Source organism: Arthrobacter sp. ISL-72, assembly GCF_018613755.1.
Classification (GTDB): domain Bacteria; phylum Actinomycetota; class Actinomycetes; order Actinomycetales; family Micrococcaceae; genus Arthrobacter.
This window is the reverse complement of record NZ_JAGGPP010000013.1, coordinates 208,841-235,472: the sequence shown is the minus strand read 5'-3', so window position 1 is coordinate 235,472 and position 26,632 is coordinate 208,841. Positions and strand designations below refer to the sequence as shown.

The window sequence follows — 26,632 nt, the reverse complement described above, 5'->3', positions numbered from 1 at the left end:
CTGCAGCCGAAGCGCTTTGCTACCGCTCAAAGTCGCGAAAGCGGCCCGCATCAGTCTTAACGAAAGGAATCACGTTGCCTCTAGAAATCGGCCTCTGGCGCGTTACAGACAAGGCAGTCCAGTTGGCGCCAGCCAAGATGCCGCTGGAGTCCCGTCTGGAACAACTCATTCTCGACGATCCCGCAATCCTCGAAACCGAACTACTCCTGATCGGCCATCAGGTTCTTACCGGCCATGGAAAACTCATCGATATCCTGGGTATCGATTTGGAAGGCACCGTTCACATCGTTGAACTCAAACGGGACAGGACTCCGCGCGAAATCGTCGCGCAGGCTCTGGACTATGCCTCATGGGTTCAAGGCCTCTCAAACGAAGACATAAGAGACATCTTCAATAGGCACAACCCTGGCACTGATTTCGATATCGCTTTCGCCGAACGCTTCGGCGGAACCCCGACACCAGATGACCTCAACGAGGCGCACTCCATCACCGTTGTCGCAAGCGACCTGGACGACAGTACTGAGCGTATTGTCGAGTACCTCAGTTCGACTTATGCCGTGCCAATCAATGTCATGCTATTTCGCTACTTCTCCGACCAGGGCAATGACTATCTGGCGCGAACGTGGCTTATCCCGTCAACCCGACAGGCCGCTCCCTCGGGGAAAACACAACTACGGTCCAGCAAGGCCGCCTGGAATGGCTCTGACTGGTACGTAGCATTCGGGATGGAAGACTCCACACGCGTTTGGAACGACGCTCAGAAGTACGGCTTCGTATCCGCTGGCGGCGGCGAGTGGTACTCACGGTCGCTGCGAAAACTCCCTGTTGGGGCCCGCATTTTCGTGTACGTCCCTGGCCACGGCTACGTCGGCGTCGGGACAGTGACCGGTCCTGCTGTACCAGCCATGAATGCAAAACTCATGGAGAACGGGAACGACATGTACTTCAGCCAACTCGACCTTCAGGGCGACTACGGACTCCATACGACTGCAGTGGACGATGGTACTGACACCCACGAGTACATCGTGCCTGTTTCCTGGGCGCACACTGTCAGTCTTTCGAACGCTTTTTGGCTTAAAGGTCTCTTCGCAAACCAAAACAGTGCCTGCAAGCTGCGCCACGAGCTAACTCTCACGGAAGTTAGCAAGGCGTTCGGTTTGGATTCCAAAGTCTGACGTCCACAACAGAGCAGCAAAATGGCGTGGATAGACTCTCCAGAGAAGGCATCCGCGGGACAGCGCAAGGCGCGGTCCCGCCGTCGTGATCTCCCCACTGTGCGCCCTGCAGAGCAACCAGTTGGAGGAATTCTGGGCGAGGACAAGGAGGCCGTGGAGAGTCTCGCGCAAGCACGTGGACATCCTGCACCGGACGATGTTTATGGGGCTGACTCGATAGGTGTGTCGATACGCACCAGGTTATTCATTCAGGTAGCAGGCTCCCTATCCGCAAAGTGGTGAAGATACCACCGAAGGTAGGGCATGGCCCTAAACGTCAGTCGGGCGACGATCTACGTTTTGGGCCGATAAGGTTCTAGACATGTCAGACAGCCCTATAACACCGCCGGCGAAAAGCCACTTTTCTACCCTTCAGCAGTGGATGATTGGTCTGTCAGTTCCGGTTGTGCTCGCCCTGCTCACCGTTCTGTTGCTTCCATTCGTGGAACAGGCAGACGAGGAAGTTGAGTTGACCTACGGCGTGGAGATCACTGAGACGACCGGATCGCTCATCAATAAAAACATCATCTTTACCGATGATGACGGGAACCGCCTCAAATGCCCGATGCCGAGCAAGAGCGATCTCAAGAATAAAGCCCCGATGGAATGCAAGGATCGCAACGGAGCCATCCATACGATCGAAGCAATCAAGCCCGTATAGCCACCGAAAGGGACACATGAAAAGCGGCCTGATTGCAGCACTCTGCGCATTGGTCTTGGCACCAGCTTTGATCTCCTGCATGCCAGGACAACGTACCGACCAGAGCGATAGGTTGAGGGAGGTCAAGCCGATGATCAGCTCCGCCGTGGATGAAATCCAGGCAATGTTTCCAGAAGCATCCGTCCAGACCTCGGATAGCCCTGATGAGCTATCCAGCTGCTCGCGTCCCAAGGACAACAGCCACGACGGGGAATGGAAGTCCGATGATATGAGGTGGATTAAGCTCAGCGGCGAGGTGGACCAGACCCAACTTCTGGATAACATCCTCAAGCACATGACAGCCGAGGGGTGGAAGCCTGGTGATAACCACTTCACCAACGGTGTTGATCGGCTCGAACTGGCGCATGCCGACGGCGGGTATATCTTCCTGTCCTTTGACGTGAGGTCATCGAACACTGTGGAAATACACTCCATGTCTGACTGCTATTACCTCCCCGACTACAGTTATAAATCGGAGTTTCAGTAATGGCTAAAGACTCCTAATTCATCCCCCGCGTTCCGGCGTATCGGATTATGTCTGAATTCTGTTGCCCGGCATACCACGCCAAGGGCGCGCCCGGCCAAAACCGGACGCGCCCTCCTTGCGCTTGAACCCTCGAAGTGGTTCCCAGCGCGCGTTTCAGTCGATGAGCACCGGCTCCTTGGAGCTCTCCGAAGACTCGACAACCGGCGAAACCTTCCCGGAACGGTGGTGTAGCCAGTTGCCCACCGCCAGAAGCGCAACGAGTCCGAAGGTGCTCAGGAGCTGGGGACGGGAGTCCTCGCCGATGAAGCCCACCGTGAAGATCGCCGCGAGGATGAGGAGACCGATCCCCGTCAGCCACGGAAAGCCCGGCATCCGCAGCGGAAGCTCCGTTCCCTCGCGGTCGGCGCGGAGCCGCAGCGCGAGCTGGGCCAGGAGCGCGGACGTCCACACCAGCAGGCACGTCGAACCCACAATGTTGAGCAGGACTGGAAGGACCTTCTCGGGGAAGGCCAGCTCCAGCACAACCGTGACAACGCCGAAGGCAACGCTGGCCAGTACCGCGACCACCGGAACCCGTGCCTTGGACACCGAACCAAGCAAACGAGGCGCCTCGCCCCGCTCAGCCAGGGAGAACGCCATACGCGAGGCACCGTAGAGGTTGGCGTTGAGTGCGGAAAGCAGCGCTGCCACGGCTACCAGGGTAATGGCGGTGGCTGCGCCGGGCATGCCGGCGGCCTCCAACACCGCGGCGAATGGGCTCTTCAGGCCTGCAGAACCCACGGGAACCACCGCCGCAATAACGAAGATCGCGCCGATGTAGAACACCAGGATGCGCCACAGCACCGTTCGGACTGCCTTCTTCACACTGCGCGCCGGCTCGGCGGTCTCGGCTGCCGCCACGGACACGATTTCGGTGCCACCGAACGCGAACGCCACCACGAACAGCGCCGTGGCAATCCCGGCGAAGCCGCTGGGCGCGAATCCGTCGCCCATGAAGTTCGTCAGGCCCGGCGACCGGACGCCCGGCAGCCAGCCGAATAGAAGCGCGGCGCCCACCAGGAGGAACCCGACGATCGCCGCCACCTTGAGCAGGGCGAACCAGAACTCGAACTCGCCGAAGTTCTTCACGCTGGTCAGGTTGACCGCGGTGAGCACCACGATGAACACGAAGGCCATCAGCCACACCGGCAGGGCGGGGAAGATCGTGGCCAGCAGGCCTGCCGCGCCGAGAGCCTCGGCCGCGATGACCACCACCAGCTGCAGCCACCACAGCCAGCCCACCGTGGCGCCGGCCACCGGACCGTAGGCCTTGGCAGTGTAGACGGAGAAGGCGCCGCTGTCCGGATTGGTGGCAGCCATCTCGCCGAGGGCCCACATCACCAGGATGATGAGCGTGCCGGCCACGAGGTAGGAGATCAGCACCGCCGGGCCGGCAGCCTGGATGCCCGCCCCGGAGCCGATGAAAAGGCCCGCGCCGATGGCGCTTCCCAGGCCCATCATGGTTAGCTGACGGGGTTTGAGGGCCGCGCCGAGCGCGCGGGCAGACGTCTTTGTCTGTTGTTCCATGGGGATTCCTCTGGTTGTAGGTGGAACGGATTGGGAGAAGGTCATTCGGTTGTCAGGCCGTGTGGGCTTCGAGGAGCCGGAGCACGCGGTCGTTGGAGGCGGGGTCGGCAACGGTGATCCGCACGCCGTCCCCCTGGTAGGCCCGGACCAGGATGCCGGCGCTGTCGAACGCGTCCACCAGCACCGCCAAAAGGCGACTATCGGCGCGGATCCACAGGAAGTTGGCCTGGCTCGGCTGCAGCTTCCAGCCCTGGGCTGCCAGCTGCGCGGCCATCCGCGCCCGTTCCTGCTTCACGGCGGCAACGCGCGCTTCCATCTCCTCCCCCGCGTCCAGTGACGCGACGGCCGCCTTTTGGGCCAGCGCGCTCACGGCGAAGGGCAGGGCGGTCCGGCGCAGCCCCTCTGCAATGGCCGGCGCCGCCACCGCGTATCCCACCCGCAGGCCAGCGAGCCCGTAGGCCTTGGAGAACGTGCGCAGGATGCAGACGTTCGGGTACCGGCGGTAGAGCGCCAGCGAGTCCGGGCCGCTGCCCGCGTCGGCGTACTCCACGTAGGCCTCGTCGATCACCACCAGGATGTCCGAGCGGACGGTCTGCAGGAAGGCCTCGAGGCGTGCATGGCTGATCGGCACGCCGGTGGGATTGTTGGGGGTGCAGAGCAGGATCACCTTGGTGCGCGCGGTGACGGCCGCGGCCATGGCATCAAGGTCGTGGCCCTCGGCATCGTCCAGCGGGATGCGGACCGGCCGGGCGCCCGCCAGCTCCACCAGGATGGGGTAGGCCTCGAAGGAGCGCCAGGCGAAGACCACTTCATCCCCGGCGTCGCACAGCCCGGTGATGATCTGCTGCAGGACGCCCACGCTGCCGGGTCCCACCGCCACCTCCCCGGCGGTGACGCCCAGGTGCCGGGCAAGCCGTTCACGGAGTTCGACGGCGGCCATGTCCGGGTAGCGATTCATCCGGCCGGCCGCTTCGGCCACCGCAGCCGTGGCCGCGGGCAGTGGGTCGTAGTGGCTTTCGTTGCTGGCGAGGGCTGCGATGTCCGCGCCGGCACTGGGCCGGCCCGGGACGTAGGACGGGAGGCCGGCCACCGCGCCACGAAGGGTGGGCAGTACGGTTTCGGGTGCGGCCAGGAGTTGATCAGGGGTCATGAAGACCGATCATGATTGTGACCCGGCCCACATTGCAAGATACGCTCAAGCCATTGGGACTTCTGCTCAACTTCTAGTACCTCTGGTGAAAATATGACCATCGCGAACACTCGCACGCTCGATTCGCTCGACGGCCGGATCATCCTGGCGCTCGACAAGGATCCCGAAGCCAGCGCCCTGGCACTCTCCCGGACACTCGGCGTCGCACGGAACACCGTCCACGCCCGGCTGGCACGGCTGGAGCGCAGCGGCGCCCTCCGCTCCTTCAGCCGGAGGCTCGACCCTGCCGCACTGGGCTACGAACTCATGGCCTTCCTCTCACTGTCCATCAGCCAGACGCGGACCGGAGCGGTGGAAGACGGACTGGCGGCCATCCCGGAGGTCATCGAGGTGCACGCCACCACCGGCGACGCGGACCTCATGGCCAAAGTGGTGGCCCGCGGCACCGCCGACCTCTACCGCATTACCAACCAGATCCTGGAGATCAAGGGGATCCAACGGACCAGCACGGCCATCTCCGTGCTGGAGCTCATGCCGCCCCGCTACGACGGCCTCCTGAGCCGGCTGTCAGAGCAGGAATCCCGCGCTCCGGACAAAGCGCGGTGACGCACGCCACAAGTGGTCATTTTGTCAGTTCGCTCATCTTCTGCTGCCAAAAGTCCCAGCCGGTGCCGGCTCTCTTGCCTATCCGATTCCTGGCGCGCACGATTCCTGCATGACTTCACTTACCGTCTCCGGCCGTGTGGCACAGGTTCTCAGCAGCTACGTCAGCGATGTCTTCGGCGTCATGGGCAACGGGAACGCCTACTTCCTGGACGCCGCGGAAAATCAGGGCCTCCGCTTCTCCCCCGTCCGGCATGAAGGCGCCGCCATCGCCGCGGCCGACGCCTACTACCGGGCATCCGGACGCCTCGCCGCAGGCACCACCACCTACGGCCCCGGCTACACCAACGCACTCACCGCCCTCGCCGAGGCGGTCCGGGCGCAGATCCCCGTCGTGCTGGTCACCGGGGACGCCCCGAGCAGCGGCGCCCGGCCCTGGGACGTGGACCAGACTGCCATCGCCGCGGGCCTTGGCGCGGCAACCTTCACCGTCACCCGCGACGCCGCGGGCTCCGTCACCCGGCAGGCGCTGGAGTACGCACTCACCCAGCGCACCGCCGTCGTGCTTGCCATTCCCTACGACCTCGCGGCACTGGAGGCTGAGGACGAGGACCTTCCGGCGCCGCCCGCACCAAAGCTGACGGACGACGTCGACGGCGGCCTTGGGCAGGTAGCCCGCCTGCTCGCCGGGGCCAGGCGGCCGCTGATCCTGGCCGGCCGCGGTGCGCACCTCGCCGGAGCCGCGCCGGAGCTCGGGGAGCTCGCCGACCGCCTGGGCGCGCTGACCGCCGGAACCGCCCTGGCGCTCAACCTCCTCCAAGGCGAGGGGTACCTGGGCGTGGCCGGCGGCTTCGGCACGGACGCCGCGGCCGGGCTCATGGGCGAGGCCGACGTGGTCCTGGTGGCCGGGGCCAGCATGAGCCCGTTCACCATGCGGTTCGGGCACCTGCTCGGCCCGGACAGCACCGTCATCCAGATCGACACCGCGCTGCAGCCCACGCACCCCCGGGTGGACCTGTTCGTCAGCGCTGACGCCAAATCCGCCGCGGGACGCCTCCTTTCGATGTTGGACGGTGTGGCTGCGGCGGACGCGTGGCGCGCGGAAGCCCGCAAGCGCCTGGCCGAAGGACCGGGCCACCATGCAGGCTCCATGGAAACCGTGGACGGCCGGCTTGATCCGCGCGCCCTGGCCACGGCACTGGATGCGGTGCTGCCGGAGCGCCGCACCGTGGTCCAGGACGGCGGGCACTTCATCGGGTGGGCGCCCATGTACTGGAACATCCCGCGGCCGCAGGACCTGGTGATGGTGGGAACCGCCTTCCAGTCCATCGGGCTGGGACTTGCGAGCGCCGTCGGGGCAGCCCGCGCAGTGGAAGACGGCCGCACCCTGGTGCTGGCCTCGGGCGACGGCGGTTTCCTGATGGGCCTGTCCGACCTCGAATCGCTGATTGCCGCGGCACGCAGCGCCATCGTGGTGATCTACAACGACGCCGCCTACGGGGCCGAGATCCACCAGTACGGTTCCCAGGGCCTGACCGAAAAGCCCATGCTGATCCCCGAAGTGGACTTCAGCGGGATTGCCCGCGCTTTGGGTGCTGAGTCGGCGATCATCCGCTCGCTGGACGACCTTGCCGCGCTGCAGGACTGGATCGACGCCGGCGCCAAGGGAACCTTCGTGGCCGACTGCAGGATCACGTCCACCGTCCGGGCCCCGTGGCTGAGCGAGTGGATGCAGGCCTCGCAGGCCGAGAAGGCGGCGATGGCGGGGTAGCCAGGTCGGCCGCACCGGGTCAGGCCGCTGAGACGCTTCAGCACCGCTGCCCCCTTCGTCCCGTATTGCGTTTGAGCATCAATAATCACGCCGAAACAGGAGTACCACCAGAGACCGGGGCTACCTTGCGGTTGCACTCATGCTGAACAATGGCTGAGCCAATGGTGCTGAAGCGGTGGGTATTGCGGTGCCAAACTTATTCATTTCGTTTTTTGTTTTTTCAAAAACGCAGTGACCAAAAAAGGAGCCGCGAAGCCGACGGTCACGGACAAAATGTGGAACCGCTCTGGAGCTAGTCTCGCTGCCTTGGTAGCTTTCAACTTATGATCATCAAATTTGAGAATGTTGGTATAGCTGTTCGCGATATCGAAGCAGCAATCGCCTTTTCACCGACCTCGGCCTTACACTCATAGGCCGTGACACGGTCAGCGGCGAGTGGACCGAGACTGCTGTCGGGCTTGATGGAAACCACGCCAAGATTGCGATGCTCCAGACCTCAGACGGTCATGGTCGACTCGAGCTCTTCGAATACATCCACCCCGAAGCGATCCAGTCGACTCCAACTCGTCCCAACGACATCGGCATGCACCGCGTGGCCTTCTCGGTCGACGACATCGATAAGGCCCTTGAGGTAGCTGCAAAACACGGATGCCATCCGCTGCGGGGCGTGGCGACGTACGGCGACGTTTACAAACTCACGTACCTCCGCGGCCCCAGCGGAATCCTTGTGATGCTCGCCGAGGAACTGAAGAAGACTGACGCCCGAATCGGCCCAAACGATATCGACGTCACGTTCGACTTACGCTCCGACACGCCACCAGGCAAAGACCCGGATGCCGCCAGCCCCACCCTCCGCAGTTACCACCAACGGCTTTGGAGCAAGCCTTTGCCTCTGCAAAATGGTGCGCGGTTCGACCTGGCCGCAAGCAACCCGCGCAGATACCTGCATCACAAATCCGAGCTGGGCGAATTTTTCCTTTCGAGTGACGCAATCATCCGGACATTCCGCCGGCACGTGGGCGCCGCCTCGATCATGGCGCAAATTCCGGAGGAAGATCAGGAAGCCTTCAGCCGTCAGGGCTACACGATCGGTGGAATGATGGTCTTCCCCGGCAACAGGATCAACGGCAAGCAGACGATTAACCAACGCAGGGGAACTCACCCCCTCATCGCCGACCGGTTCGATCTGACTCTCGAGTGCATACGGCGGCACTATCTCCGCCAAGACAGTCCACTCAGCGACACACTGACGCTGTATGCGGACTTCTTCAACCTTTTTGTCGACTTCCGGGGCTACGTCAACTTCTTCCTGCTCCAGGACCTGGTCACAAATGACTACAGCGCAATCCGGTTCTTCCCGCCGTTCACCGATGTCCCGCCATTCACCGACGTCACGACTCCGGCCATACCGACTTCACTCCCTGAGTATGTCCTTTATAGGCAAGCCAGCCTCGAGTTCATCGCTGCACGGAACGCGCGGATCGCTGCCTTTGGCGCTTAGCCCGACCTATTGCTGCGACGCGAGCAGAAAACCCTGGCTACACCCCGTTGGCCGCCGTCGTTGATTTACGACGGCGGCCCGTTGCGAAGGTGCCAATCCCCCAACTGCCCGCCCGGCCACGATGGCAGAAGCCGGCATGGTGGCGATTGAGAGTGGAAGGGGCCGACGGCGGCACTCGGCACGTTCCCTAGGCGCAACGGAGATCAGGGCTGGCCGGCGGGAACGAGCCGGTAGGCGAAGCTGCCTTCCAGCCCATCGCTTGGGCTCATTGTGAGGTCCGCTCCCTGAGTCGGCAGCAGCAGGGGCGTCTTGACCGGCTGGCCGTCGCACGGGACCCGGACGGGGGCGAGGACTTCAGCACCCGCCGACGTCGATACGGACAACTCAGCCCACGGTGTTCCTGCACAAACAATCTGCAGTTCGTACCGGCCCGGTTCTGCCAGCAGTGTTGCCGTGGTGGTGGTGTTCCCGCTGCTGGCCCCGCGAAGCTCGCCGGGAACTTGCGGCTGCAGCTGCTTCGCTGACCAATCTGACAAGTCCTCCAACTCCGAGGCCCTGCGGTCCGTGTTGGCCTCCACCTTGACCCCCGTGGCGGACGGTCTGCCGGTGGGCGGAATGGCGCTGATGGTGATGGGCCCGCCGTCGTGCCTCAGAAACCGGTCCAACGGGGAGTCGCAATCGAAGTCCGACGCCTCCGGCACACCGTCATCCCGCACGATGGTGAGTTTTGCCCCTTGGACCCCGGCACAGGCGCCCGTGACCACATAGTCTCCGGGCGCCAGAACAAGGAACAGTTTGCCGGCCGGCTCCGCCTCGGACGGCATGCCGGGGTCCGTAGGGGACGCCTCAAGAAGGCGCGCCACTTCATTGACGTTGTCCTCGAAGGACCGTTGCGGTGTTGCTGCCGGTGAGGATGCCGGGGCCGGTTGATCCTCCATGCCGGTGTACTCACACCCGGCAAGGGCAGTGGCCAGAACGGCCCCAACGAACGCAGTTCCTCGACGCCGAGCCGGCATCCCCCCACGAGCTGACATGCGTCCGAGTCTATGGCCTCCCGCTTGCGGCGGTGCCAGAATATGGGCACCAGGATTCACTCCAAGCGCCGGACCCCGCGCGGCGAGGAGGCATTGTTATGACCTACATCCAGGGTTTAAGCAACGTCGGACAGGACGACCTCGCTGAGGTTGGCGGGAAGGCCGTGGGCCTGGGCGGCCTCATCCGGGCGGGGCTGCCGGTTCCGCCGGGGTTCGTCCTCACCACCGCCGCGTACGCGGAGTTCGTCAGTGCGAACGACCTCGGGGCAGCCATCCAGGAACTGGCACCGACGTCATCAGAAGCGGTGCCGCAGGACTATGAGGATGCGTCGAGGCAGATCACAGCCCTGTTCAGCCGAGGCACCATGCCGCCCGGCATCGAAGCCGAACTCGCCGCCGCCTACGAACTCCTTGGCAGCAAGGACGTACCCATAGCCGTCCGCTCCTCCGCCACTGCCGAGGACCTCAAATCGGCCAGCTTCGCCGGGCAGCAGGAGACCTACCTCAACGTCCGCGGCACGGAGGCTTTGGTCGCCGCCGTCATCGACTGCTGGGCCTCTCTCTGGACGGCGCGCGCCATGGCCTACCGCGCCCGCGAAGGCGTGCGGCCCGATCAGGTGCGCCTCGCCGTCGTCGTCCAGCAGATGGTGGAGGCCGAGGCCGCCGGGGTCGTGTTCACCGCCAACCCCGCCAACGGGCGGCGCGACCAGACGGTCATCAGTGCCGCGTGGGGCCTGGGCGAGTCGGTGGTCAGCGGGACGGTCACCACGGATGACGTGGTGGTTGAGGCCGGGACGGGCTCAGTGGTGCAGCGCCAGACAGCCGACAAGGACGTCATGACTGTCCCCGCGGAGAATGGAACCCGGGAGCAGCCGGTGGCGGAAGCCCGCCGTCGTACGCCTGTCCTTGACGACCAGGAAGCGGCAGAACTGGCGGGCTACGGACGGCGGATCGCAGAACATTTCGGCGCGCCGCAGGACATCGAGTGGGCGCGGGCCGGCGGCACGTTCTTCATCCTGCAGTCCCGGCCCATCACCGCGCTGCCCGAGCCGGCGGCCGACACCCCGGACACCTGGCCGCTCCCCTACCCGAAAGGGCTCTACTTCCGGGCGAGCATCGTGGAGCAGCTGCCCGACCCGCTCACGCCGCTGTTCGCCGACCTCATCGACGGCTCCGTGGCGCGGTCGCTGCAGTCCCTGCTCAGTGAGGCGGTGGGCAAGAACGTCATCCGCGACGACGACGTGCGGCTGCCCACCATCAACGGCTACGCCTATTACTACTACCGCAATTCCGGGATGTGGCGCCTGATGGGCAGGTCGCCGGCCGCCTTCCTTGCCCTCGCCCGCGGCAAGGCGCACATGGGCGTTGCCGGTTGGCGGGACTATTCGCACCCCCTGTACGAACGGGTGGTCAAGGACTGGTCTGCGAAACCCGTCGGGCAGCTGTCCGGGCAGGATCTGCTGGCGGGGGTCCTGGCCCTGCTGGATGCCGGCACCGTGTACTACACCGCCGTGCAGTCCATCATTCCGCTCGCGGCCACCAGCGAAATCACCTTCCGGGCGTTCTACGACAAGCAGGTCCGGCGCGACGGCGATCCCGCGCCCCAGACGTTCCTCCTGGGCTACGACAGCGAACCCATCCGGGCGGAGAAGTCGCTGTACGACCTGGCCGGCTGGGCCCGCAGCGATCCCGGGCTGACAGCGGTTTTGCTGGAACGGCCGACGGCGGAACTCGCCGAGTGCCAGCGCACCGGCACCACGCCCGCTGGGGTGGACGACATGCTCTGGCAGGAGTGGCGTTTCACCTTCCAGGAGCACCTGGACCTCTATGGCCACGCCGTCTACAACCTGGACTTCTCCAGCCCGGTGCCGGCCGACGATCCGTCCACCCTGCTCGAGACAGTGAAGTTCTACCTGCGCGGGCAGGGCACGGACCCGCATGAGCGGCAGCGGCTCTCCACTGAACGCCGGGAGGAGCTGACCCGTGAAATGGCGGGCCGGCTGCGGCCGCGCCGCCGGGCCGTGTTCCTCCGTCTGCTTCGGTGGGCGCAGGAGACCGCGCCCCTCCGCGAAGACGCGCTGGCCGACGTCGGACTCGCCTGGCCGCTGCTGCGGCGGATGCTGCTCGAACTCGGCCGGCGGCTGGTGGCTTCCTGTGTCATCGCTTCGGCTGACGACGTGTTCTGGCTGCGGGCGCAGGAGCTGCGGAGCGCCCTCGAGTTCGGCCTCGCCGAGCCTGGGACCACTGGTGGCGTGGCCATCACCGGAGCCGGGCAGCCCGTCCGGGCCGCCGCCGTCGATGAGCGCAAGATGCTGTGGCGGGGCCAAGTGAAGGCGGCCGCCCCGCAGATGCTCCCGGCGAGCCGGTGGATGGAGCGGTCCTTCGGGTCGTGGATGCCTGCCGGCTCGCAGCACCAGAGCGGCGACGTCATCAAGGGCGTCGGCGCCAGTTCGGGCAAGGTCGGTGCGCGCGCCCGCGTCCTGGCCGGACCGCAGGACTTCGGCACGATGAAGCCCGGCGACGTCCTGGTGGCCCGCATCACCACGCCCGCGTGGACGTCGCTGTTCACCATGGCCTCCGCCGTGGTGACGGATGTGGGCGGGCCTTTGAGCCACAGCTCCATCGTCGCCCGTGAGTACGGCATCCCGGCAGTCCTCGGCACCGGGGTGGCCACCCAGCGGATTGCCACCGGCGATCAAATCCGCGTGGACGGCGACGCCGGCACGGTCACCATCGAGCGTCCGGCCACCTAGCCTCGCGCGGGCAATCGCTCCCTGGCCGGCCTCGCGCTCCGCGACGAGTGTAGACCAGATGGACAACGCCGGATGGAGAAGGGGTCGCTTCGATGTCAAAGCGTTGTTCGAGGTTCTTCCACGGCAGCCCTGGACCATGAGCGTTGCGAATCAATCGTCAGGCTCCTGCGCAGGGTCACGGACGAATTCCGGGGTGGCGACGGTGATGGTCACCCACGACACCGAGTTCGTGCCGCTCACCGACGCCGTCGCCACGATGCGGGACGGCAGGCTCAGTGCGGCTGTGGTGCCGACGGGGTGAGGGCGGTGGTGGCGGGATGTCCGGGAGCTGGCCCCGACGCGGCGTACGCTGAGCCTATGGAATCCGAAGTCCGGGATCTCAGGCTCAGCACCGGCATCACAGTGCCGTGCCTCGTCCACGGCGACGCCGGTACAACGCCGATATTGCTGTTACATGCGTGGGGCGAATCCCGCGGAAGCTTTGACCGCCTCATACCCCTGCTGACCGGCTTCAGGGTCTACGCCCCCGATCTTCGCGGGCAGGGCGGGGCGGACAAACCGGAGGACGGCTATTCCCTGGCAGAACAGGCCGAGGACGCCGCGGCGATCCTGGACGCCCTCGACGTGAACCGGGCATTCGTCGTCGGTTCCTCCAGCGGCGGCTACGTCGCGCAGCAGCTGGCCGCTGGGCACCCCGGGCGGGTTGCGGCCATGGTTCTGGTCGGTTCTCCCCTGAGCCTGCAGGGCCGGTCCGCGTTCGCCGACGAAGTGGACGCCCTGACCGACCCCCTCGACGAGGACTGGGTCCGGGAATCCCTGTCCTGGTTTCCCCTGCTGCACAACGTTCCCCGGTGGTTCCTGGAGGACCGGGTGCGCGATGGTCTCAGCATGCCCGCCCACGCATGGAAAGCCATCCTGAACGGCCTGTGCGACGCCACCACGCCCACGGAATCGGGAACCATCAAGGCGCCCACCCTGGTCCTGTGGGGCGCCAAGGACAACCTGCTGACACGCAGCGACCAGGAAACCCTGGCCGCCCGGATCCCCGGCGCAGTGCTGACCGTCTACCCCGACGTGGCTCACATGGTCCTGTGGGAGTTCCCGGAACGGGTGGCCGAGGATGCGACGGAGTTCTTCCGTTCCATTGTTGATGCCAGCAAGCCTCCGGACGCACTGTGACGGCTCGCCCTGCCACCCCGTTGGCCAGCCGGTTGAAGGCGGTTTACGACAACGTCCCGCTACCGCCCGGCCAAGCGGCCGGGCTGGCCTTGGATTTCCTCCTCCACAGGCTCCGACCAGTGCCGCTTCCCGGCTCCCGTTCCCTCCAGCGGACGACGGGGCTGGGACTGATACTCGCCGGCGTCGGCTTTAATCTTTGGGCTCTTGCCGAACGGCGGCGCCGGTCGGCCGGCCCCTTCGCGCTCGAGCGGCCGGAGGAACTGGTCACCAGCGGCCCCTACGCAATCACCCGCCACCCCATGTATGTCGGCTGGTGGCTCATCCACCTGGGCGCGGGAACCATGACAGGTTCCGCGTGGGTCATCGCGACGCTGCCGCCCGCGGTGCTCGCAGAACACCGCTACGTCCTCCGTGAGGAGTCCCTGCTGGCCGGGCTATTCGGACGGTCCTACGCTGATTATGCAGACAAGGTCCCACGCTACCTCGGGTGGCGGGTACCCGGGCTCCGTTGACACTGATCCGGGGCGGATGTGCAATTGAACTGGCTCCTGCACCGGCAGAAGCCAATCCAACGAAGCGGCCCCCGCTTCCGTGAGGCCGCCCAAAAATTGGAGGTCGCTAATGGGACAGGCACGCGAGGTCATGGACCGCTTAACCACGGCCATGGAAGAAAAAGACAAGGAGACGCTGGCCGGGTGCTACGCGGCCAACGCCGTCGCGTACACCCCTGACCAGGGGGAACTGCAGGGGCGTGACGCCATCACCGGCTATCTTTTCGAGTTCTGGGAAGCAATGCCGGACGTCCGGTACGAACACACGGCGAGGCATGAGTCCGGGGACGTGGCCATCGACGAGGGCACCATCATCGCCACCAACACCGGACCGCTGCGCCTGTCCCCCGGCGAAACCCTGCAGCCCACCGGCAAACAGCTCAGGATCAGGAGCTGCGACGTCGCCAGGGTGGAAAACGGCGAGATCACCTCGCACCACTTCTACTTCGACCAGGTGGAGTTCCTGTCACAGCTCGGGTTGATGCCCGAATTGTCCACGCACTGACAGACGCCGGACAGATGGAAAGCCGTGGATACCTCCGAAAGATGAAGGTAGCCACGGCTTTCACAACTGCCTCAGCGGCTAATTCTCACAAGCAACGCCGTCGCGATCGCGGTCCAGGCTGGTGCTGTAGCCGGCCTGCCCCGCATACAGCGGTGCGGCACCTGCAGCCTTGGCGGCGGCGCAGTTGGCGTAGTAGGCGGCCGCGGGCACCGGAGCCGGTGCGACAGGAGCGGCCGGCGCCTGCTGTACGGCCGCCTGCTGCGCGGCCTGTTGCGCAGCTGCCTGCTCGGAGGCCAACTTCGCGGCAGCCGCATCCGCAGCTACCTTGTCTGCTGCTGCCTGATCCGCCGCAGCCTTGTCCGCCGCAGCCTTTGCTGCCGCAGCCGCAGCCGCCTCCGCTGCCGCCTTATCAGCGGCGGCCTTGTCCGCCGCGGCCTTCTCCGCCGCCACCTTTTCCAGGGACTTGACGCCGAGGTGCACGGTGGAACCCTTGGCCACCTGTGCACCTTCCGCGGCGTCTTGGGACGTCACCTGCCAGTTCTTCTTCATAATGATCGTCTTGCCGTCGACAGTGTCCACGGCCTCGACCTTGAACCCGAGGTCTTCCAGTTGATCCGTGGCTTTTTCCAGCGTCAGGCTCATCACGCCTGGAACCGTGACAGAATCAGCAACCGCTGCAACTGCGGTTGCAGTTCCTGTCGGCTGCGCTTCCGGCTGCTTGCCGCCGCATCCGGTCAGCATGAGGCCGGTTAGCACAACTAATGCCAGTGTCTTTTTCATTTTCCCCCTTGGAAAGTTTGAAACGGTGAAGTGATGGAATTGGTCTAGCTCTCGCAGGCGATCCCGTCGGAATCGCGGTCAAGCGCTGCACGGTAACCCGCTGACCCGGCGTACAGCGGCGCGGCACCTGCGGCCTTCGCCGCCGAGCAGTTGGCGTAGTAGGCGGCAGCCGGTGCCGGCGCAACCGGGGCCGGCACGACAGGTGCGGGAGCACCAGGAGCCGGGGCAGGCGCAACCACAGCCGGAGCGGGCGCTGCCGGCGCAGGCGCGGCCACCACCGGTGCAGGCTGAACGGCGGCAGGTTCCGGCGCTGGTGCGGCAGCGGCAGGTGCCTGCTCATTCGTCGGCGCGAGCTGCCCGCTGCAGTCCCCCAGGATCCGGGCCATCGCGTCGTGCTCCGCCTGGGTAACCCACAGGCTGTACGTTGCCTTCACCGAAATCTGCCGGGCAACGTATTCACACCGGAAGCCCTTGTTCGGCGGCAGCCAGGTGGCGGCGTCGCCGTCGCCCTTTTTCATGTTGGTGGGACCGTCAGTCGACTGGAGGTTCAGCGGGTCATTGGCGAACGCAGTCCGCTGTTCGGTGGTCAGCTGCTGTGCGCCCTTCTGCCACGCGTCGCTGAGCGCAACAACGTGGTCGATCTGGACGGCGCTGCTGGTCGCGGTCCCCCGCAGGAAGTTGATGGTGGTCCCCGTGTACGGGTCCGCCAGCGTGCCGGACTGCACCTTGCAGGGGACGCTGTTGGTATAGACGATCCCCGTCAGGTCGCGTTTGAGGATGTCGTTCCGGGTGTCGCAGCCGTTGCGGTCAACGTCCGCCCACGCCTGCCCGAACAGCGCCCGGTCATATCCCGTCTTCGGTGCCCGGCCCTTGATGGGAAGGGTGGCCAGCAGGTCGACCGCTTTGGTGGCGAAGGCAGGCTGCGTCTTCGGAGCCGTCACACTGCCGCCCTGCCCCAAGAGGTAAGGGCTGTCCGGGTCCAGCGGGGCGCCCGACTCCTCGACGGTTGGAACGGACGACGGCGGCAGCGTCGCTTTGGCCGTTGCGCTGGCTTCTGCGGAAGCCGGCGAGGCATTGCCCTCCGACGATGCCGCCTGGAGAATCCCGGTGGCGGTCCGCGGCAAAGTCACGGCACCGGCGACAAAGAGGGCCAAGGAGACGGCAAGGGCGATGGCCCCTGCCTTCCGCTTGGCCGGGAGCCACGCCCACGAACGGCGTCCGGTCGCCAGGACATAGAGGCCGGTGAGTGCTGCCGAGACGGCTAGGAAAATCATCGCGCCTCCAAATCCGCCGATGAGCGCCCCGATGAGCATGAACAGGGCCGTGATGGCGCCGACAATTAATGTGGAAGCCCGCGGCTTGCGCGGTGGCCTTGGGCCCGGTCCCGGGTCCGTTGGTCCTGACCCAAATAGGGTCTCGTAATTCGACATTGTTATCCCCAGTAATAAAGGCCCGGCGAATAGCCGGGCCCTTTGCTTAGCCGAACAGAAGCCTATTTCTCAGCCGGCAGGGAAAACGGAAAATGCGTCGATCCTTGGACAACGTTGATTCAGCCTTGAGCCAATCCTGAGGGTCCCCGTCACACTGTGAACTAAATTCAGAACGGCCACGCATCTAGTGCATGAGCCGCGCGCATCCGCGGCTCTCGTGGGGCCCGTATATAGACTGCTCTGGTACGTGTCCCTCGACTATTTAGGAGAAGTTCATGAGCTACAGCGGAAGCCAGTCCGAGAAGCCGGTAGCAGCCGGCGACCTAGACCGCAGCCATATCGGTCAGACTGTGAGCTTCGAATCGAACGACTTCACGGTTGTCTTCGGAACGCTCTCCGGCATTGCCCGGACCGAGGCCATGGTGTACCTGTCCCTTCAGGGAGTGGGTGGCGGCACCCATCTGAAGGACGAATACGACCTGCCTGTCGGCCACAACGTCTACGTCCAGCTGGATCCCCTGAGCACCGCCGGGAAAACCCTCTCGGAGGCGGAACGGGTCATCAAGGAGAAGTTCGACGAGATCAAGAAGAACCTCCTGGATCGGGAACAGAAACCCCATTCCGAGTAACCGGCATCAGCCAGCGAGGAACCCCGCAGTGCCCGGCACTGCGGGGTTCCTCTGTTTGTCGCGGCGCCTACCCGTGGGTGACCGCAGCACCCAGCAGGCCGAATAACGTCCCGGCCGCCAAGGCAACGAGGGCACGTTTCCGGGTGGGATACAGCCAGCGCACTGCGAACACGGCTATTGCCAGAATGACGCCGTTGACGACGCTCAGGATGACCGCGAGCCATTCGGTCCCCGTGGCCACCCCGAAACCTCCGCCGCTGCAACCGCTGATCCCGCACCAGGCAAAGCCCGCCACCATCCACTGCGGAAGACTCAGCAGAACTGCCAGCGGCACGGTCCACAGGAGCTTCCTGGCGTCGGGCGTGACCCCGCGCAATTGCACCCGCGGATACTCGGGCCTGGCGTCGGGTATGCCGGCGGCTGGAACAGGCGCATGCCTCCGGGCGCTCAGGACAATCCAGCGGAAGACACCCGCGTTGACCGCCGCCAAGAGAAGGAAGCCCAGATGATAGAGGACCGCGATCAGGCTCAATCTGCCCAAGCCGATCTCACCGGGCGAGGGCGGACGGCCGGAACTAAAGGTGCCGATGACGAAATACGCAGCCGAAACGGGCAGCGTCAGAACCACCATGGCGAGCAGCAGACCCTCCTTGAACCGGGCATCCAGATCCAGCTCTAAGCCACGGGTAAGAAGCACAGTCACAACAACGGCGACCGTCACCGACAGATAAACGACGACGGCGGCTCTGGCCCAGCGCGGCAGGGCCCTTTCGATCGGCCGAAATCCTCTGCTCAACGCTCCCCCTTGACGTCGTTCCGGACCCCTAAACTAGCAGCTTCGCCACTAGCTCACCGCGGCTGCCGACGCCCAATTTTCCGTAGAGCGCCTTCAGGTGGTCGTGCACGGTGTGCGGGGATATGAACAGGTTCCGGGCGATGTCCGCCGTCGGATTCCCGGACAGGACCTCGAGGCAGACATCCCGTTCACGGGCGGATACCCCGTAGGCCGCAAGCAGGAGGCTGACGACGTCGTGCGACGAAGCCGGCTCTACGGTGACCACCATCTGCTCGGGGTCGTCGCCGGCAATAAGGCGGCTGGCCTGCAGCACCACCCAGTTGCCGCCGGCGTCGCGCATTCTAGCCCGGGCAGTGCCTGAAACGGAGGCGTGGGCCTGCGCCACGACGGAGTGCAACGTCATGGTGAAACCGCCCGGTGCCGCATCCTCCACCTCGGCCAGCCACAGGACCGCGGCTGGAGTGGCCGCCCGCAGTTCGCCGTGCATCCCGGCGATGACGATCACCGGGCCATCCACCACCGGGCGTGGCCCGCGCTGCACCCGCACTGCCACCCGCGTGGCAGCTGCCAACGTGGCGGTGACGGCGCCCAGGAATTCCACCTCACGGTCCGAGAAGTCCTGCCCGGCCTCCCGGAAGATACTGCCCACACCCCAGCACGCCTCGTCCACCCGGAACGCCGCGCGCAACTCATGCTCCAGACCCAAAGGAACCAGCAGGTCGTTGATCCGGACACTGTGGACCACGTCCCGGTGCGGGGCGTCGGAAATCCTGGCGACCGGCAGCGGCCGCCGCAGCAGCTCCTTGAACGTGTTCGGTTCATCACCGGTGTACTCGGACTCGGCGAACCGGGAGGCATACTCGTCCGTCACGGGCCACGGCCGCCAGTTGGTCACGGACGTCATGCCCAGAGTGTCCGGGTCGACCCCGGCCCAGCAGCCCTGGTCGAACGGAACCGCCTGCCGCACCACAGCCAGGGCCGCAATGTAGAGCTCGGCCAGGTCCATCCCGCCCGCGGCAAGGCCGGCGATCTCGCGCCGCGCACGCTCAGCGCGTTCCTCCCACATACCTCCAGTATCCGGCCGGACGGCCGCGCCGCAATCCCCCAAACCGGGGATTGAGCAGGTCTCCCGGAACCCCCGGTGAGGGGATCGCAGCGGCGCGTGCCGCCGTCGTACTCTTCCTCCATGAACGCCGTAACCCAGCTCTTCGCGGTGCTGGCCGCACTGATCTACATCGTGGTGTTCCCGCTGGAAAGCTTCTTCCTGCGGCACCCGGCAGCGCAGAAATTCCTCAGCACCCCCGCACAAAACGTGCCCGCCGTGATGATGTGGGCCATCCCCACCGGGTTCCGCAATCTCCTGATCGGGCTGGGGAACATCGCCGGCGTGGTCGCGGTGAACATGGACCACGTGGTGGTGGGCTACACCCTGGTGGTCTACTGCTGCGCCAACATGGTGCTCAGCGGCGCCACCATGGGGCTGGCGGACTGGCTGGGCCACTACCCGAGGAAGGGCGACAGCATTCCCGGCACCCTCGGGTCGACCGTTCCTCCCCTTATTGCGCTGATCGCACTGCCCTTCTGAGCAGGAGCGGCTGGGTGCAAAGCGCTTCAGTCGACGGCAGCGAGGATCACGTTCAGAGCGTCCTCCGGCGTGGACCCTGGCACGTTGGAAAGCCCTGCACTGAAGGCGTGATCCTCAGTGCAAAGCATTGCCTGCCGGGTTGTACCGTTCGAAATTGTCCATCCGGACCATCCACGGGACTGAACCCAATCCGCGTCGATTTTGGTGACGGAGGGCGTGAGCTCATCATCACCAGCGCACGTTCGCTTGATCATGGGGATCTCATCGCTGCCGCCTGAGAAGTCCATGACGCCGAGGGTGGCAGCGGGCGCAGAGATGTCACCAATGACTGCCATGTAGGCACACATTGTGGCCGCCGGCGCCGTGGCTGCTCCGTTCGGGGGCTGAACTCGCGGTAGGCCGGGGAACTTCCCGAGATAGGTCTCCCCGGCTTCGCAGAATTGTGCGGACGGCAATCCGGTTGTTGGGACCCTCCGCGGGACTTCGGGCGAGATGCTTGCTGTAGCCGAGGCCGATGAGGATGTGCTCGTGGAGGGTAGGGGATCTGTTGACCGGGCGCTGGACACATCCGGCGCCAATTGCTGGGAGCTGGACACCTCCGGCGCGGGTTGCTGAGACCCGCACCCTGACATGGCTAGTGCTGCGAGAGCGGCGGTAAGAACCGTGGCAAAGGATTGCTGCATGACGTCCCCCATTGGTCTGCGATGGTTCACAGTAACAGCCTCCGGACGAGGGTTCCCTTCTGGCCGTCCTCCGCGCTGGCCTTCGGAAGGGACCGGGCACGATCCACTTCCGTCAACGTCCACGGGATGCCAGAGTTGGACGATGACCGAGGCGACGGGGAACGAGGCAACCGGCACGCTGGTCCTGAACCTGGAATGCACGCTCCCTGCGCCGCCGGACCTGGTCTTCAGGATGCTGACGGAACCGTCCGAGCTGGTGAAATGGTGGGGCCCGCACGGCTTCACCATTCCCGCCGTCGAACTTAATCTCGTGGTGGGCGGGCGCTACTGGTTCCGGATGACTCCGCCGGACGGTGAACGGTTCCACCTCTCCGGCGAGTTCCTGGAGATAGATCCGCCCTGGCGGCTGCTGTATACCTTCCGCTGGGAGGAACCCACGCCGGACGACCGGGAAACCGTCGCAGACCTGTCGCTCCAAAGTGCCGGCACGGGCACGCGCCTGGCGCTCTCGCAGGGACCGTTCCTGACCGAGCAGCGGCTGTCCCTGCACCGCGGCGGCTGGACGGAGTCGTTCGAGAAACTGCAGGCCGTGCTGGAAAGCCGCACCTGAGGCGCCCTCAACTACCGGGCGTCGTCCCTGAATGTCCCACGTGAGACGCACGCGCAGCTTCGTAGCTACTGTCGAAAGGCAGCGTGTCCATATCCAGCAGTGGGTTCTCATCCTGGGTCGCCACCAGCTCGCGGGCCGCTTCTTCCGAGTCCACGCTGGGCATTGATCCGGGCAGGTGCCGCCGGGCGGATTCCGGCAGGAAGTAGATGGTGACGGCGGCGATCGCCGAGGTGGCCATCAGGTAATAGGCGGGCATCATGTCATTGCCCGTCGCCTGGATGAGCGAGGCGATGATGAACGGGGTGGTGCCGCCGAAAATGGCTACGGCAAAGTTGTAGGCGATGCCCATGGCTCCGTAGCGGTGGGCCGTGGGAAACAGCGCCGGCAACGCCGACGCGAGGTTGGCCACGAAGAATGTTACCGGGAAGGCGACCAGTGCCAGGCCCGCGATGGTGGCCGGAACTGTTCCTATCGAGATCAGAATGAACGCCGGCGCCGACAGCACCACTGTGCTGACGGCACCGATCCAGAGTACGGGGCGGCGCCCGATCTTGTCCGAAAGGTGCCCGGTGAAGGGGATGCACAAGGACATAACCACTAGGACGGGGATGGTGAGCAGCGTTCCGTGGATCTCGTCATATCCCTTGTTGCTGGTCAGGTACGTGGGCATGTAGGACGTAAGGGCGTAGCCCACCGTGTTGGCGGCCGCGACCAAAATCATGGCCAGCACGATCCTGCGCCAGTGGGCCTTGAAAATGCCCACCGGGCCCACGGGCCCGAGCACCTCGCCGGTCTCGGGATGCCGTGCCGATTCCTCTTCCGCTTCGAGGGTTGCCTGGAACGTGGGTGATTCCTCAATCTTCATTCGGAAGTAGATGGCGACGATGCCCAGCGGACCGGCGATCAGGAACGGGATGCGCCAGCCCCACGCCTCCATCTGAGCCTGGCCCAGTGTCAGCTGAAGGGCGGAAACCAGCCCGGCGCCAAGGGCGAAGCCCAGGTAGCTGCCCATGTCCAGGAAACTGACGAAGAAGCCCCGGCGTCTGTCCGGCGAATGCTCGCAGACGAACGTGGTGGCCCCGGCGTACTCACCGCCGGTGGAAAACCCCTGCACCAGCTTGGTGACCACGAGAAGTACGGCGGCCCAGATTCCCAGCACCGCGTAACCCGGGAGGAGGCCGACGGCGAACGTCGCCGCCGCCATGAGCATCAGGGTCATGGCCAGGACCTTCTGGCGGCCGATCTTGTCTCCCAGCCAGCCGAAGAAGATCCCACCCAGGGGGCCGGGCGATAAATGTGGCCCCAAAAGTTCCCAGCAGGAACAGGTTCTGCACGGCTTTGTCCGCTTCGGGCAGGAACACCGGGCCCATGGTGGTGATCAGGTAACCGAATACACCGACGTCGTACCATTCCATCGTGTTGCCGACGATGGTGCCGCCGAGCGCTTTCCTGAGTGTCCGGTGGTCAACGACGTTGATGTCCGGCACGCGGAGGCGGCGGATCTTCGGGGGCTGCGCGGTCATGGGTGCGACGCTCCCGCGTCGACCTTATTCCGTCCCTGGCATTGGTTCTGCAGCATTTTTATTCCTCCGATGGAGGTCACGCGTCATCCCCAAATGGCGCCGTCTTGGACGTTGGACTCACGGTGCTCGGACCATTTTCGCACCGCTGCCCGGGCACATCAAGGAAAAAAGACGCTTCTCCGGTTGAGCGTGGCTGTCACCCGCCAGCTTTTGCCTAAGAAGTCCGTTGACATGTGACCAATTAGTCACCTATCGTTAACCCAATGGACGCCGTCTTCAAGGCCCTCTCCGACCCCACCCGCAGGGAACTGCTCGACGAGCTCTTCCGCGAGGACGGCCAGACCCTGAGCGCCCTCGAAGCACGGTTCAGCATGACCCGCTTCGGGATCATGAAGCACCTCAAAATCCTCGAGGAAGCCGGCCTGGTGGTATCCCGCCGTCGTGGTCGGGAAAAGCTGCATTTCCTCAATCCGGTGCCCATCCGCCTCATCCACGACCGCTGGGTGAGCAAATACGCAGAACCATGGGCCGCTGCCCTCAGCGACCTCAAATCCAGATTGGAAAGTCCCATGGAGAAAATCTTCGAAATCTACATCAAGACCACGCCGGAACGGCTCTGGGAAGCCATCACCGACGGCGGCATCCGCAGCAAGTACCAGTTCGGCATGAAGATCACGTCGGACTTCACACCGGGCTCGCGGTTCGAGATGGCACCCGAGGGCGGCGACCTGCTGGGCGAAGGCGAAAACGTGGAGGTCGATCCCCCGCGGCGCCTCGTCCAGACCATGCGCGCCCTCTGGGGTGAGGACGTCAAAGCCGAAGGCTTCTCCCGGATCACCTGGGAAATCGAGCCCGTCGGCGAGGATTCCTGCCACCTCACCGTCACGCACGACCAGCTCCGCGAAGGCGCCAACGAACAGCTCTACGGCGGCTGGCCAATGATCCTCTCCGGCCTCAAGACCTGGCTGGAAACGGGCGAAACGCTCACCACGCCCGGCTCGCTCATGTACGCCTGAGGCGTCCCGCACACCGGAAGAACGACGACGACGGCGGGCGCGTGCCGCCGTCGTCGTCCACTGTCGCTTCCCTAGCCGCCCACGTGATGCACGGTGAAGGCCGTGAGGAAGCCCACCGCGGCCGTCAGACCCGTCAGGTTGTGGTGCTGTTCAAATGCCTCCGGAATCATCGTGTCCGCCAGCATGGCAAGGATGCCGCCGGCAGCGATGGCCGTAATGAAAGCCACCACTGTGGCAGGAGCGTTCTCCAGGACCGTGTACCCAAGAAGTGCGGCCAGCCCGGAGAACACCGCGATGCCCGACCAGATCCCGAAGACATATCCAGGACCGCGTCCGGCCCGCTTCATGCCGGCTGTGCTGGAGAGGCCCTCGGGAACGTTCGAGATGAACACGGCGGCAAGCATCGCCGGGCTCACCGCTCCGGTGGCGATGAGGCCCACGCCCAGGACCACTGATTCAGGGATCCCGTCAATAAGTGCTCCGACGGCGATGGCTGTTCCGCTGCCCGGAGATTCCTCTTCCGAAGGATGCAATGGTCCTGACCGCTTCCGGTGCTTGGCACCTGCCCGGTTCAGCAGAACGTTCGTGCCGACAAAGATCAGCGCTCCCAGCAGAAACCCCAGCACGGTGGGCAGGAGCCCGCCGCTCTCCTCGGCTTCGCCCACCAGCTCGAACGCCAGGGCCGAGATCAGCACGCCGGCTCCAAACGCCATCACGGTGGAAACGATCTTGGGCGGGACCTTCCAAACCCAGGCGATGCCGGACCCCAGCACCAGGGCACCCCCGGCGAGGGTTCCCCACAGAAGTGCCTGCAACCACATCGGCATGTTCTCTCTCTTCCCACGGCTTCCGCCGGCCAGTGCGCCGGGCATCGGCCAGAATACGCTCTGGTTGGCCGCATTCATTGATCCCGCGCGGCGCCCTTGGCATACTGCCTGCATGCCTACCCTCCCCGCCACCTTCGCCGAAGCCGTCATCACCCAGTCGGCCCGGACGCAGTTTGAAGCATTCCTCGACGAGCACCGGAGCAGCCTCAATGCCTGCCTCGACGGGCTGACGGAGGAGCAGGCACGCCGGTCCCTGGCGCCCTCCCGCACCACGCTGCTGGGCTTGGTCAAGCACGCGACCTTCGTTGAAAAGGTCTGGTTCGACGAAGCCATCACGTGCCGTTCCCGCGCCGAGATCGGCATCCCCGCCACGCCGGACGAATCGTTCATCCTCGAGGACCACGACACCGTGGCCGGCATCCGGAAAGCCCACCATGAGGCCTGCGAGGCGTCGCGCCGGGCGGCGTCGGCTTTGGGGCTCGAGGACGTGGTCAGCGGCAACCGCCGCGGCCCGCTCCCCCTGCGCTGAGTGTACCTGCACATGCTGCGGGAACTCGCCCAGCACTGCGGCCACGCCGACATCCTGCGCGAACAAATCCTGGAGGACTGAAGCCATGGACTACGTCAAGGACCCGCGCGTGGACCACTACATCGATGCCCTCGCCGCCTGGCAGCAGGCCATCTGCCGGCAGGTCCGGGACCTGGTCCACGCCGCCGATCCCGACGTCGAGGAGACCATCAAACGCACCGTCCAGCCGTACTTCGTCCTGAACGGCAACATCTGCGCCTTCCTCGCGGCGAAGGACCACGTCAACGTTTTTATGTACGACGGCGGCATCGTCCCGGATCCGCACGGCATCATCACCGCGGGCCATGACAACAAAACAGCCCGCACCGTCTCGTTCCGCGAAGGCGAGACCGTGAACGAGCAGGCGCTGACCGACATGTTCCGGGCGATCATCGCCAACAACCGAGCCGGCGGCTGGCGGAAGCTGAAAGATGGCTAGTAGCGGGCGATGAACCAGGAACACGCTCCGATCCGCCGTCGGGGATGGCCAGGCGTTACGCTCTGGTCGATCCTGGTCGTCTCATCCATCGTCCTGATGGTCATCGGCTTGCTGAGGTCATTTTTCATCGGCTATACGGCAATTCCGGAATTTGTAGAGGACGCACGAGTCGGCAGCCTGTACCTGCTAGCTGGTTCCGCAGCCTCGCTCGCAGCTGCACTTTGGTCGTTCTTGCGAGGCTACCCGCACTGGGTAACGGCCTGCGCGGCAGCGCCCGCGGTCCTCATCGGTGGGGTTGCCCTCTCATGGCCTTACAGCTTGCTGCGGCATATCGTAGCCGTCGTGGCCCTGCCGGGAGCGATCGCAGGAATCATCGGCGGAATGGTGGACCGCGGCTACCGCCGGACCCGATAAGGGGGAACCACGCAGTGTCAGGCGCTGCGGCCCTGGGACGAAAAGAGGGCGAGGGTGATGCACGTGAAGATAGCCATGTAGGCGCAGCCGACAACGACGGCGGCAATGGCCAAGCCGCGTCCGCGTTCACCTGTGGTCCTGATCTGATTCAGGGCGACGAACCCAAGGATGATGCCGGTCACCCCGATAAGGAACGATGACGCAAATGCGGCGACAGCAAGTGTGTTGGTCCTAGCAGCGGCGGATGCGGCGTCGCTGTGGTGCTGCGGTGGTGGCGCATTGAGCATGCACACATCCTGACACGGCAACCGGCCGACG

26 protein-coding genes and 4 pseudogenes are annotated in these 26,632 nt (G+C 65.0%); 19 read left to right on the top strand and 11 right to left on the bottom strand.

Going from position 1 to position 26,632, the window contains the following annotated elements; all coding sequences use genetic code 11:
* The first annotated feature begins 74 nt into the window (after nucleotides 1–74).
* The 3 genes from J7I92_RS13315 (at nucleotide 75) to J7I92_RS13305 (ending at nucleotide 2,401) form a co-directional block, all read left to right on the top strand.
* Entirely contained in the window at nucleotides 75–1,175 is a 1,101-nt protein-coding gene (locus J7I92_RS13315; RefSeq protein WP_214841182.1) for an endonuclease NucS, read from the top strand.
* A gap of 361 nt (nucleotides 1,176–1,536) precedes the next feature.
* Nucleotides 1,537–1,875 carry a hypothetical protein gene (locus J7I92_RS13310; protein ID WP_214841181.1) on the top strand — a complete coding sequence of 113 codons (339 nt, stop codon included), beginning with the start codon at nucleotides 1,537–1,539 and terminating at the stop codon, nucleotides 1,873–1,875.
* Between the two features lie 16 nt (nucleotides 1,876–1,891).
* Entirely contained in the window at nucleotides 1,892–2,401 is a 510-nt protein-coding gene (locus J7I92_RS13305) for a hypothetical protein (RefSeq protein WP_214841179.1), read from the top strand.
* Nucleotides 2,402–2,554: 153 nt separating this feature from the next.
* Here J7I92_RS13305 and J7I92_RS13300 read toward each other — a convergent pair whose 3' ends face one another.
* Nucleotides 2,555–3,967, bottom strand: a complete 1,413-nt coding sequence (locus J7I92_RS13300; RefSeq protein ID WP_214841177.1) for an amino acid permease — start codon at nucleotides 3,965–3,967, stop codon at nucleotides 2,555–2,557.
* Nucleotides 3,968–4,019: 52 nt separating this feature from the next.
* Nucleotides 4,020–5,117 carry a histidinol-phosphate transaminase gene (gene hisC / locus J7I92_RS13295; protein WP_214841175.1) on the bottom strand — a complete coding sequence of 366 codons (1,098 nt, stop codon included), beginning with the start codon at nucleotides 5,115–5,117 and terminating at the stop codon, nucleotides 4,020–4,022.
* 93 nt (nucleotides 5,118–5,210) lie between these two features.
* Here hisC and J7I92_RS13290 point away from each other — a divergent pair, with 93 nt between their 5' ends.
* The 4 genes and pseudogenes from J7I92_RS13290 (at nucleotide 5,211) to J7I92_RS24625 (ending at nucleotide 8,992) form a co-directional block, all read left to right on the top strand.
* Nucleotides 5,211–5,723 (top strand): Lrp/AsnC family transcriptional regulator, encoded by a 513-nt coding sequence (locus J7I92_RS13290; RefSeq protein ID WP_214841173.1) that lies wholly within the window; start codon nucleotides 5,211–5,213, stop codon nucleotides 5,721–5,723.
* Nucleotides 5,724–5,832: 109 nt separating this feature from the next.
* The gene (locus tag J7I92_RS13285) at nucleotides 5,833–7,491 is read left to right on the top strand and encodes a thiamine pyrophosphate-binding protein (RefSeq protein ID WP_214841171.1); all 1,659 of its coding nucleotides are present in this window, start codon (nucleotides 5,833–5,835) and stop codon (nucleotides 7,489–7,491) included.
* Nucleotides 7,492–7,814: 323 nt separating this feature from the next.
* Nucleotides 7,815–8,245: pseudogene (locus tag J7I92_RS13280) on the top strand (VOC family protein); the annotation flags it as partial.
* Nucleotides 8,222–8,992 carry a DUF6994 family protein gene (locus J7I92_RS24625; RefSeq protein ID WP_214841345.1) on the top strand — a complete coding sequence of 257 codons (771 nt, stop codon included), beginning with the start codon at nucleotides 8,222–8,224 and terminating at the stop codon, nucleotides 8,990–8,992. The pseudogene J7I92_RS13280 and the gene J7I92_RS24625, both read left to right, overlap by 24 nt.
* Nucleotides 8,993–9,195: 203 nt before the next feature.
* On the opposite strand, the gene J7I92_RS13270 is transcribed toward J7I92_RS24625, so the two are convergent.
* The gene (locus J7I92_RS13270; protein WP_214841169.1) at nucleotides 9,196–9,930 is read right to left on the bottom strand and encodes a hypothetical protein; all 735 of its coding nucleotides are present in this window, start codon (nucleotides 9,928–9,930) and stop codon (nucleotides 9,196–9,198) included.
* Nucleotides 9,931–10,124: 194 nt separating this feature from the next.
* Here J7I92_RS13270 and J7I92_RS13265 point away from each other — a divergent pair, with 194 nt between their 5' ends.
* The 5 genes and pseudogenes from J7I92_RS13265 to J7I92_RS13245 all read left to right on the top strand — a co-directional run bounded on the left by J7I92_RS13265 (nucleotide 10,125) and on the right by J7I92_RS13245 (nucleotide 15,014).
* Entirely contained in the window at nucleotides 10,125–12,779 is a 2,655-nt protein-coding gene (locus tag J7I92_RS13265; protein WP_214841167.1) for a PEP/pyruvate-binding domain-containing protein, read from the top strand.
* Nucleotides 12,780–12,899: 120 nt separating this feature from the next.
* Nucleotides 12,900–13,080 (top strand): annotated as a pseudogene (locus J7I92_RS13260) (ABC transporter ATP-binding protein); the annotation flags it as partial.
* Between the two features lie 56 nt (nucleotides 13,081–13,136).
* Nucleotides 13,137–13,958 carry an alpha/beta fold hydrolase gene (locus tag J7I92_RS13255; protein ID WP_214841165.1) on the top strand — a complete coding sequence of 274 codons (822 nt, stop codon included), beginning with the start codon at nucleotides 13,137–13,139 and terminating at the stop codon, nucleotides 13,956–13,958.
* A 119-nt stretch (nucleotides 13,959–14,077) separates the two neighbouring features.
* Nucleotides 14,078–14,470, top strand: a complete 393-nt coding sequence (locus tag J7I92_RS13250) for an isoprenylcysteine carboxylmethyltransferase family protein (RefSeq protein ID WP_311380317.1) — start codon at nucleotides 14,078–14,080, stop codon at nucleotides 14,468–14,470.
* Between the two features lie 109 nt (nucleotides 14,471–14,579).
* Nucleotides 14,580–15,014 carry an ester cyclase gene (locus J7I92_RS13245; RefSeq protein ID WP_214841161.1) on the top strand — a complete coding sequence of 145 codons (435 nt, stop codon included), beginning with the start codon at nucleotides 14,580–14,582 and terminating at the stop codon, nucleotides 15,012–15,014.
* A 78-nt stretch (nucleotides 15,015–15,092) separates the two neighbouring features.
* Here J7I92_RS13245 and J7I92_RS13240 read toward each other — a convergent pair whose 3' ends face one another.
* Nucleotides 15,093–15,794: an excalibur calcium-binding domain-containing protein gene (locus J7I92_RS13240; protein ID WP_214841159.1), complete on the bottom strand. Its 702-nt coding sequence runs from the start codon at nucleotides 15,792–15,794 to the stop codon at nucleotides 15,093–15,095.
* 44 nt (nucleotides 15,795–15,838) lie between these two features.
* Nucleotides 15,839–17,068, bottom strand: a complete 1,230-nt coding sequence (locus tag J7I92_RS13235) for a DUF1524 domain-containing protein (protein ID WP_311380315.1) — start codon at nucleotides 17,066–17,068, stop codon at nucleotides 15,839–15,841.
* 431 nt (nucleotides 17,069–17,499) lie between these two features.
* On the opposite strand from J7I92_RS13235, the gene J7I92_RS13230 reads away from it, so the two are divergent.
* Nucleotides 17,500–17,853 carry a hypothetical protein gene (locus J7I92_RS13230; protein WP_214841155.1) on the top strand — a complete coding sequence of 118 codons (354 nt, stop codon included), beginning with the start codon at nucleotides 17,500–17,502 and terminating at the stop codon, nucleotides 17,851–17,853.
* Nucleotides 17,854–17,920: 67 nt separating this feature from the next.
* Here the strand turns inward: J7I92_RS13230 and J7I92_RS13225 are convergent, their stop codons facing one another.
* Nucleotides 17,921–18,649 (bottom strand): hypothetical protein, encoded by a 729-nt coding sequence (locus J7I92_RS13225; RefSeq protein WP_214841153.1) that lies wholly within the window; start codon nucleotides 18,647–18,649, stop codon nucleotides 17,921–17,923.
* A 28-nt stretch (nucleotides 18,650–18,677) separates the two neighbouring features.
* Nucleotides 18,678–19,715 carry a helix-turn-helix transcriptional regulator gene (locus tag J7I92_RS13220; protein ID WP_214841151.1) on the bottom strand — a complete coding sequence of 346 codons (1,038 nt, stop codon included), beginning with the start codon at nucleotides 19,713–19,715 and terminating at the stop codon, nucleotides 18,678–18,680.
* A 120-nt stretch (nucleotides 19,716–19,835) separates the two neighbouring features.
* On the opposite strand from J7I92_RS13220, the gene J7I92_RS13215 reads away from it, so the two are divergent.
* Nucleotides 19,836–20,234 carry a DUF1304 domain-containing protein gene (locus tag J7I92_RS13215; RefSeq protein ID WP_214841149.1) on the top strand — a complete coding sequence of 133 codons (399 nt, stop codon included), beginning with the start codon at nucleotides 19,836–19,838 and terminating at the stop codon, nucleotides 20,232–20,234.
* A 26-nt stretch (nucleotides 20,235–20,260) separates the two neighbouring features.
* Here the strand turns inward: J7I92_RS13215 and J7I92_RS13210 are convergent, their stop codons facing one another.
* The gene (locus J7I92_RS13210; RefSeq protein WP_214841147.1) at nucleotides 20,261–20,569 is read right to left on the bottom strand and encodes a hypothetical protein; all 309 of its coding nucleotides are present in this window, start codon (nucleotides 20,567–20,569) and stop codon (nucleotides 20,261–20,263) included.
* Between the two features lie 490 nt (nucleotides 20,570–21,059).
* Here J7I92_RS13210 and J7I92_RS13205 point away from each other — a divergent pair, with 490 nt between their 5' ends.
* Nucleotides 21,060–21,527 (top strand): SRPBCC domain-containing protein, encoded by a 468-nt coding sequence (locus tag J7I92_RS13205; protein WP_214841145.1) that lies wholly within the window; start codon nucleotides 21,060–21,062, stop codon nucleotides 21,525–21,527.
* 7 nt (nucleotides 21,528–21,534) lie between these two features.
* Here the strand turns inward: J7I92_RS13205 and J7I92_RS13200 are convergent.
* Nucleotides 21,535–23,050, bottom strand: a pseudogene (locus J7I92_RS13200) (MFS transporter).
* A 263-nt stretch (nucleotides 23,051–23,313) separates the two neighbouring features.
* On the opposite strand from J7I92_RS13200, the gene J7I92_RS13195 reads away from it, so the two are divergent.
* Nucleotides 23,314–24,066 (top strand): metalloregulator ArsR/SmtB family transcription factor, encoded by a 753-nt coding sequence (locus J7I92_RS13195; protein ID WP_214841143.1) that lies wholly within the window; start codon nucleotides 23,314–23,316, stop codon nucleotides 24,064–24,066.
* Between the two features lie 71 nt (nucleotides 24,067–24,137).
* Here the strand turns inward: J7I92_RS13195 and J7I92_RS13190 are convergent, their stop codons facing one another.
* Nucleotides 24,138–24,893, bottom strand: coding sequence for a ZIP family metal transporter (locus J7I92_RS13190; RefSeq protein WP_214841141.1), 756 nt, complete (start codon nucleotides 24,891–24,893; stop codon nucleotides 24,138–24,140).
* A 112-nt stretch (nucleotides 24,894–25,005) separates the two neighbouring features.
* On the opposite strand from J7I92_RS13190, the pseudogene J7I92_RS13185 reads away from it, so the two are divergent.
* The 3 genes and pseudogenes from J7I92_RS13185 to J7I92_RS13175 all read left to right on the top strand — a co-directional run bounded on the left by J7I92_RS13185 (nucleotide 25,006) and on the right by J7I92_RS13175 (nucleotide 26,314).
* A pseudogene (locus J7I92_RS13185) lies at nucleotides 25,006–25,503 on the top strand (DinB family protein).
* A 4-nt stretch (nucleotides 25,504–25,507) separates the two neighbouring features.
* The gene (locus J7I92_RS13180) at nucleotides 25,508–25,900 is read left to right on the top strand and encodes a DUF1801 domain-containing protein (RefSeq protein ID WP_214841139.1); all 393 of its coding nucleotides are present in this window, start codon (nucleotides 25,508–25,510) and stop codon (nucleotides 25,898–25,900) included.
* Nucleotides 25,901–25,909: 9 nt separating this feature from the next.
* A complete protein-coding gene (locus J7I92_RS13175; RefSeq protein ID WP_214841137.1) occupies nucleotides 25,910–26,314 on the top strand; it encodes a hypothetical protein in 405 nt (134 codons plus the stop codon).
* Between the two features lie 17 nt (nucleotides 26,315–26,331).
* Here the strand turns inward: J7I92_RS13175 and J7I92_RS13170 are convergent, their stop codons facing one another.
* Complete coding sequence (locus tag J7I92_RS13170) at nucleotides 26,332–26,601, bottom strand: DUF4190 domain-containing protein (protein WP_214841135.1); 270 nt, start codon at nucleotides 26,599–26,601, stop codon at nucleotides 26,332–26,334.
* Between the last annotated feature and the right edge of the window lie 31 nt (nucleotides 26,602–26,632).

What these genes read in the sequence shown, in the direction of transcription:
- J7I92_RS13240 (WP_214841159.1), bottom strand. Translation starts at nt 15,794, where the DNA reads ATGAAAAAGACACTGGCATTAGTTGTGCTAACCGGCCTCATGCTGACC.
- J7I92_RS13215 (WP_214841149.1), top strand. Translation starts at nt 19,836, where the DNA reads ATGAACGCCGTAACCCAGCTCTTCGCGGTGCTGGCCGCACTGATCTAC.
- J7I92_RS13245 (WP_214841161.1), top strand. Translation starts at nt 14,580, where the DNA reads ATGGGACAGGCACGCGAGGTCATGGACCGCTTAACCACGGCCATGGAA.
- J7I92_RS13270 (WP_214841169.1), bottom strand. Translation starts at nt 9,930, where the DNA reads ATGGAGGATCAACCGGCCCCGGCATCCTCACCGGCAGCAACACCGCAA.
- J7I92_RS13195 (WP_214841143.1), top strand. Translation starts at nt 23,314, where the DNA reads ATGGACGCCGTCTTCAAGGCCCTCTCCGACCCCACCCGCAGGGAACTG.
- J7I92_RS13235 (WP_311380315.1), bottom strand. Translation starts at nt 17,068, where the DNA reads ATGATTTTCCTAGCCGTCTCGGCAGCACTCACCGGCCTCTATGTCCTG.
- J7I92_RS13190 (WP_214841141.1), bottom strand. Translation starts at nt 24,893, where the DNA reads ATGCCGATGTGGTTGCAGGCACTTCTGTGGGGAACCCTCGCCGGGGGT.
- J7I92_RS13180 (WP_214841139.1), top strand. Translation starts at nt 25,508, where the DNA reads ATGGACTACGTCAAGGACCCGCGCGTGGACCACTACATCGATGCCCTC.
- J7I92_RS13285 (WP_214841171.1), top strand. Translation starts at nt 5,833, where the DNA reads ATGACTTCACTTACCGTCTCCGGCCGTGTGGCACAGGTTCTCAGCAGC.
- J7I92_RS13300 (WP_214841177.1), bottom strand. Translation starts at nt 3,967, where the DNA reads ATGGAACAACAGACAAAGACGTCTGCCCGCGCGCTCGGCGCGGCCCTC.
- hisC (WP_214841175.1), bottom strand. Translation starts at nt 5,117, where the DNA reads ATGACCCCTGATCAACTCCTGGCCGCACCCGAAACCGTACTGCCCACC.
- J7I92_RS13170 (WP_214841135.1), bottom strand. Translation starts at nt 26,601, where the DNA reads ATGCTCAATGCGCCACCACCGCAGCACCACAGCGACGCCGCATCCGCC.
- J7I92_RS13210 (WP_214841147.1), bottom strand. Translation starts at nt 20,569, where the DNA reads ATGGCAGTCATTGGTGACATCTCTGCGCCCGCTGCCACCCTCGGCGTC.
- J7I92_RS13265 (WP_214841167.1), top strand. Translation starts at nt 10,125, where the DNA reads ATGACCTACATCCAGGGTTTAAGCAACGTCGGACAGGACGACCTCGCT.
- J7I92_RS13230 (WP_214841155.1), top strand. Translation starts at nt 17,500, where the DNA reads ATGAGCTACAGCGGAAGCCAGTCCGAGAAGCCGGTAGCAGCCGGCGAC.
- J7I92_RS13255 (WP_214841165.1), top strand. Translation starts at nt 13,137, where the DNA reads ATGGAATCCGAAGTCCGGGATCTCAGGCTCAGCACCGGCATCACAGTG.
- J7I92_RS24625 (WP_214841345.1), top strand. Translation starts at nt 8,222, where the DNA reads ATGCTCGCCGAGGAACTGAAGAAGACTGACGCCCGAATCGGCCCAAAC.
- J7I92_RS13290 (WP_214841173.1), top strand. Translation starts at nt 5,211, where the DNA reads ATGACCATCGCGAACACTCGCACGCTCGATTCGCTCGACGGCCGGATC.
- J7I92_RS13205 (WP_214841145.1), top strand. Translation starts at nt 21,060, where the DNA reads ATGACCGAGGCGACGGGGAACGAGGCAACCGGCACGCTGGTCCTGAAC.
- J7I92_RS13175 (WP_214841137.1), top strand. Translation starts at nt 25,910, where the DNA reads ATGAACCAGGAACACGCTCCGATCCGCCGTCGGGGATGGCCAGGCGTT.
- J7I92_RS13310 (WP_214841181.1), top strand. Translation starts at nt 1,537, where the DNA reads ATGTCAGACAGCCCTATAACACCGCCGGCGAAAAGCCACTTTTCTACC.
- J7I92_RS13305 (WP_214841179.1), top strand. Translation starts at nt 1,892, where the DNA reads ATGAAAAGCGGCCTGATTGCAGCACTCTGCGCATTGGTCTTGGCACCA.
- J7I92_RS13220 (WP_214841151.1), bottom strand. Translation starts at nt 19,715, where the DNA reads ATGTGGGAGGAACGCGCTGAGCGTGCGCGGCGCGAGATCGCCGGCCTT.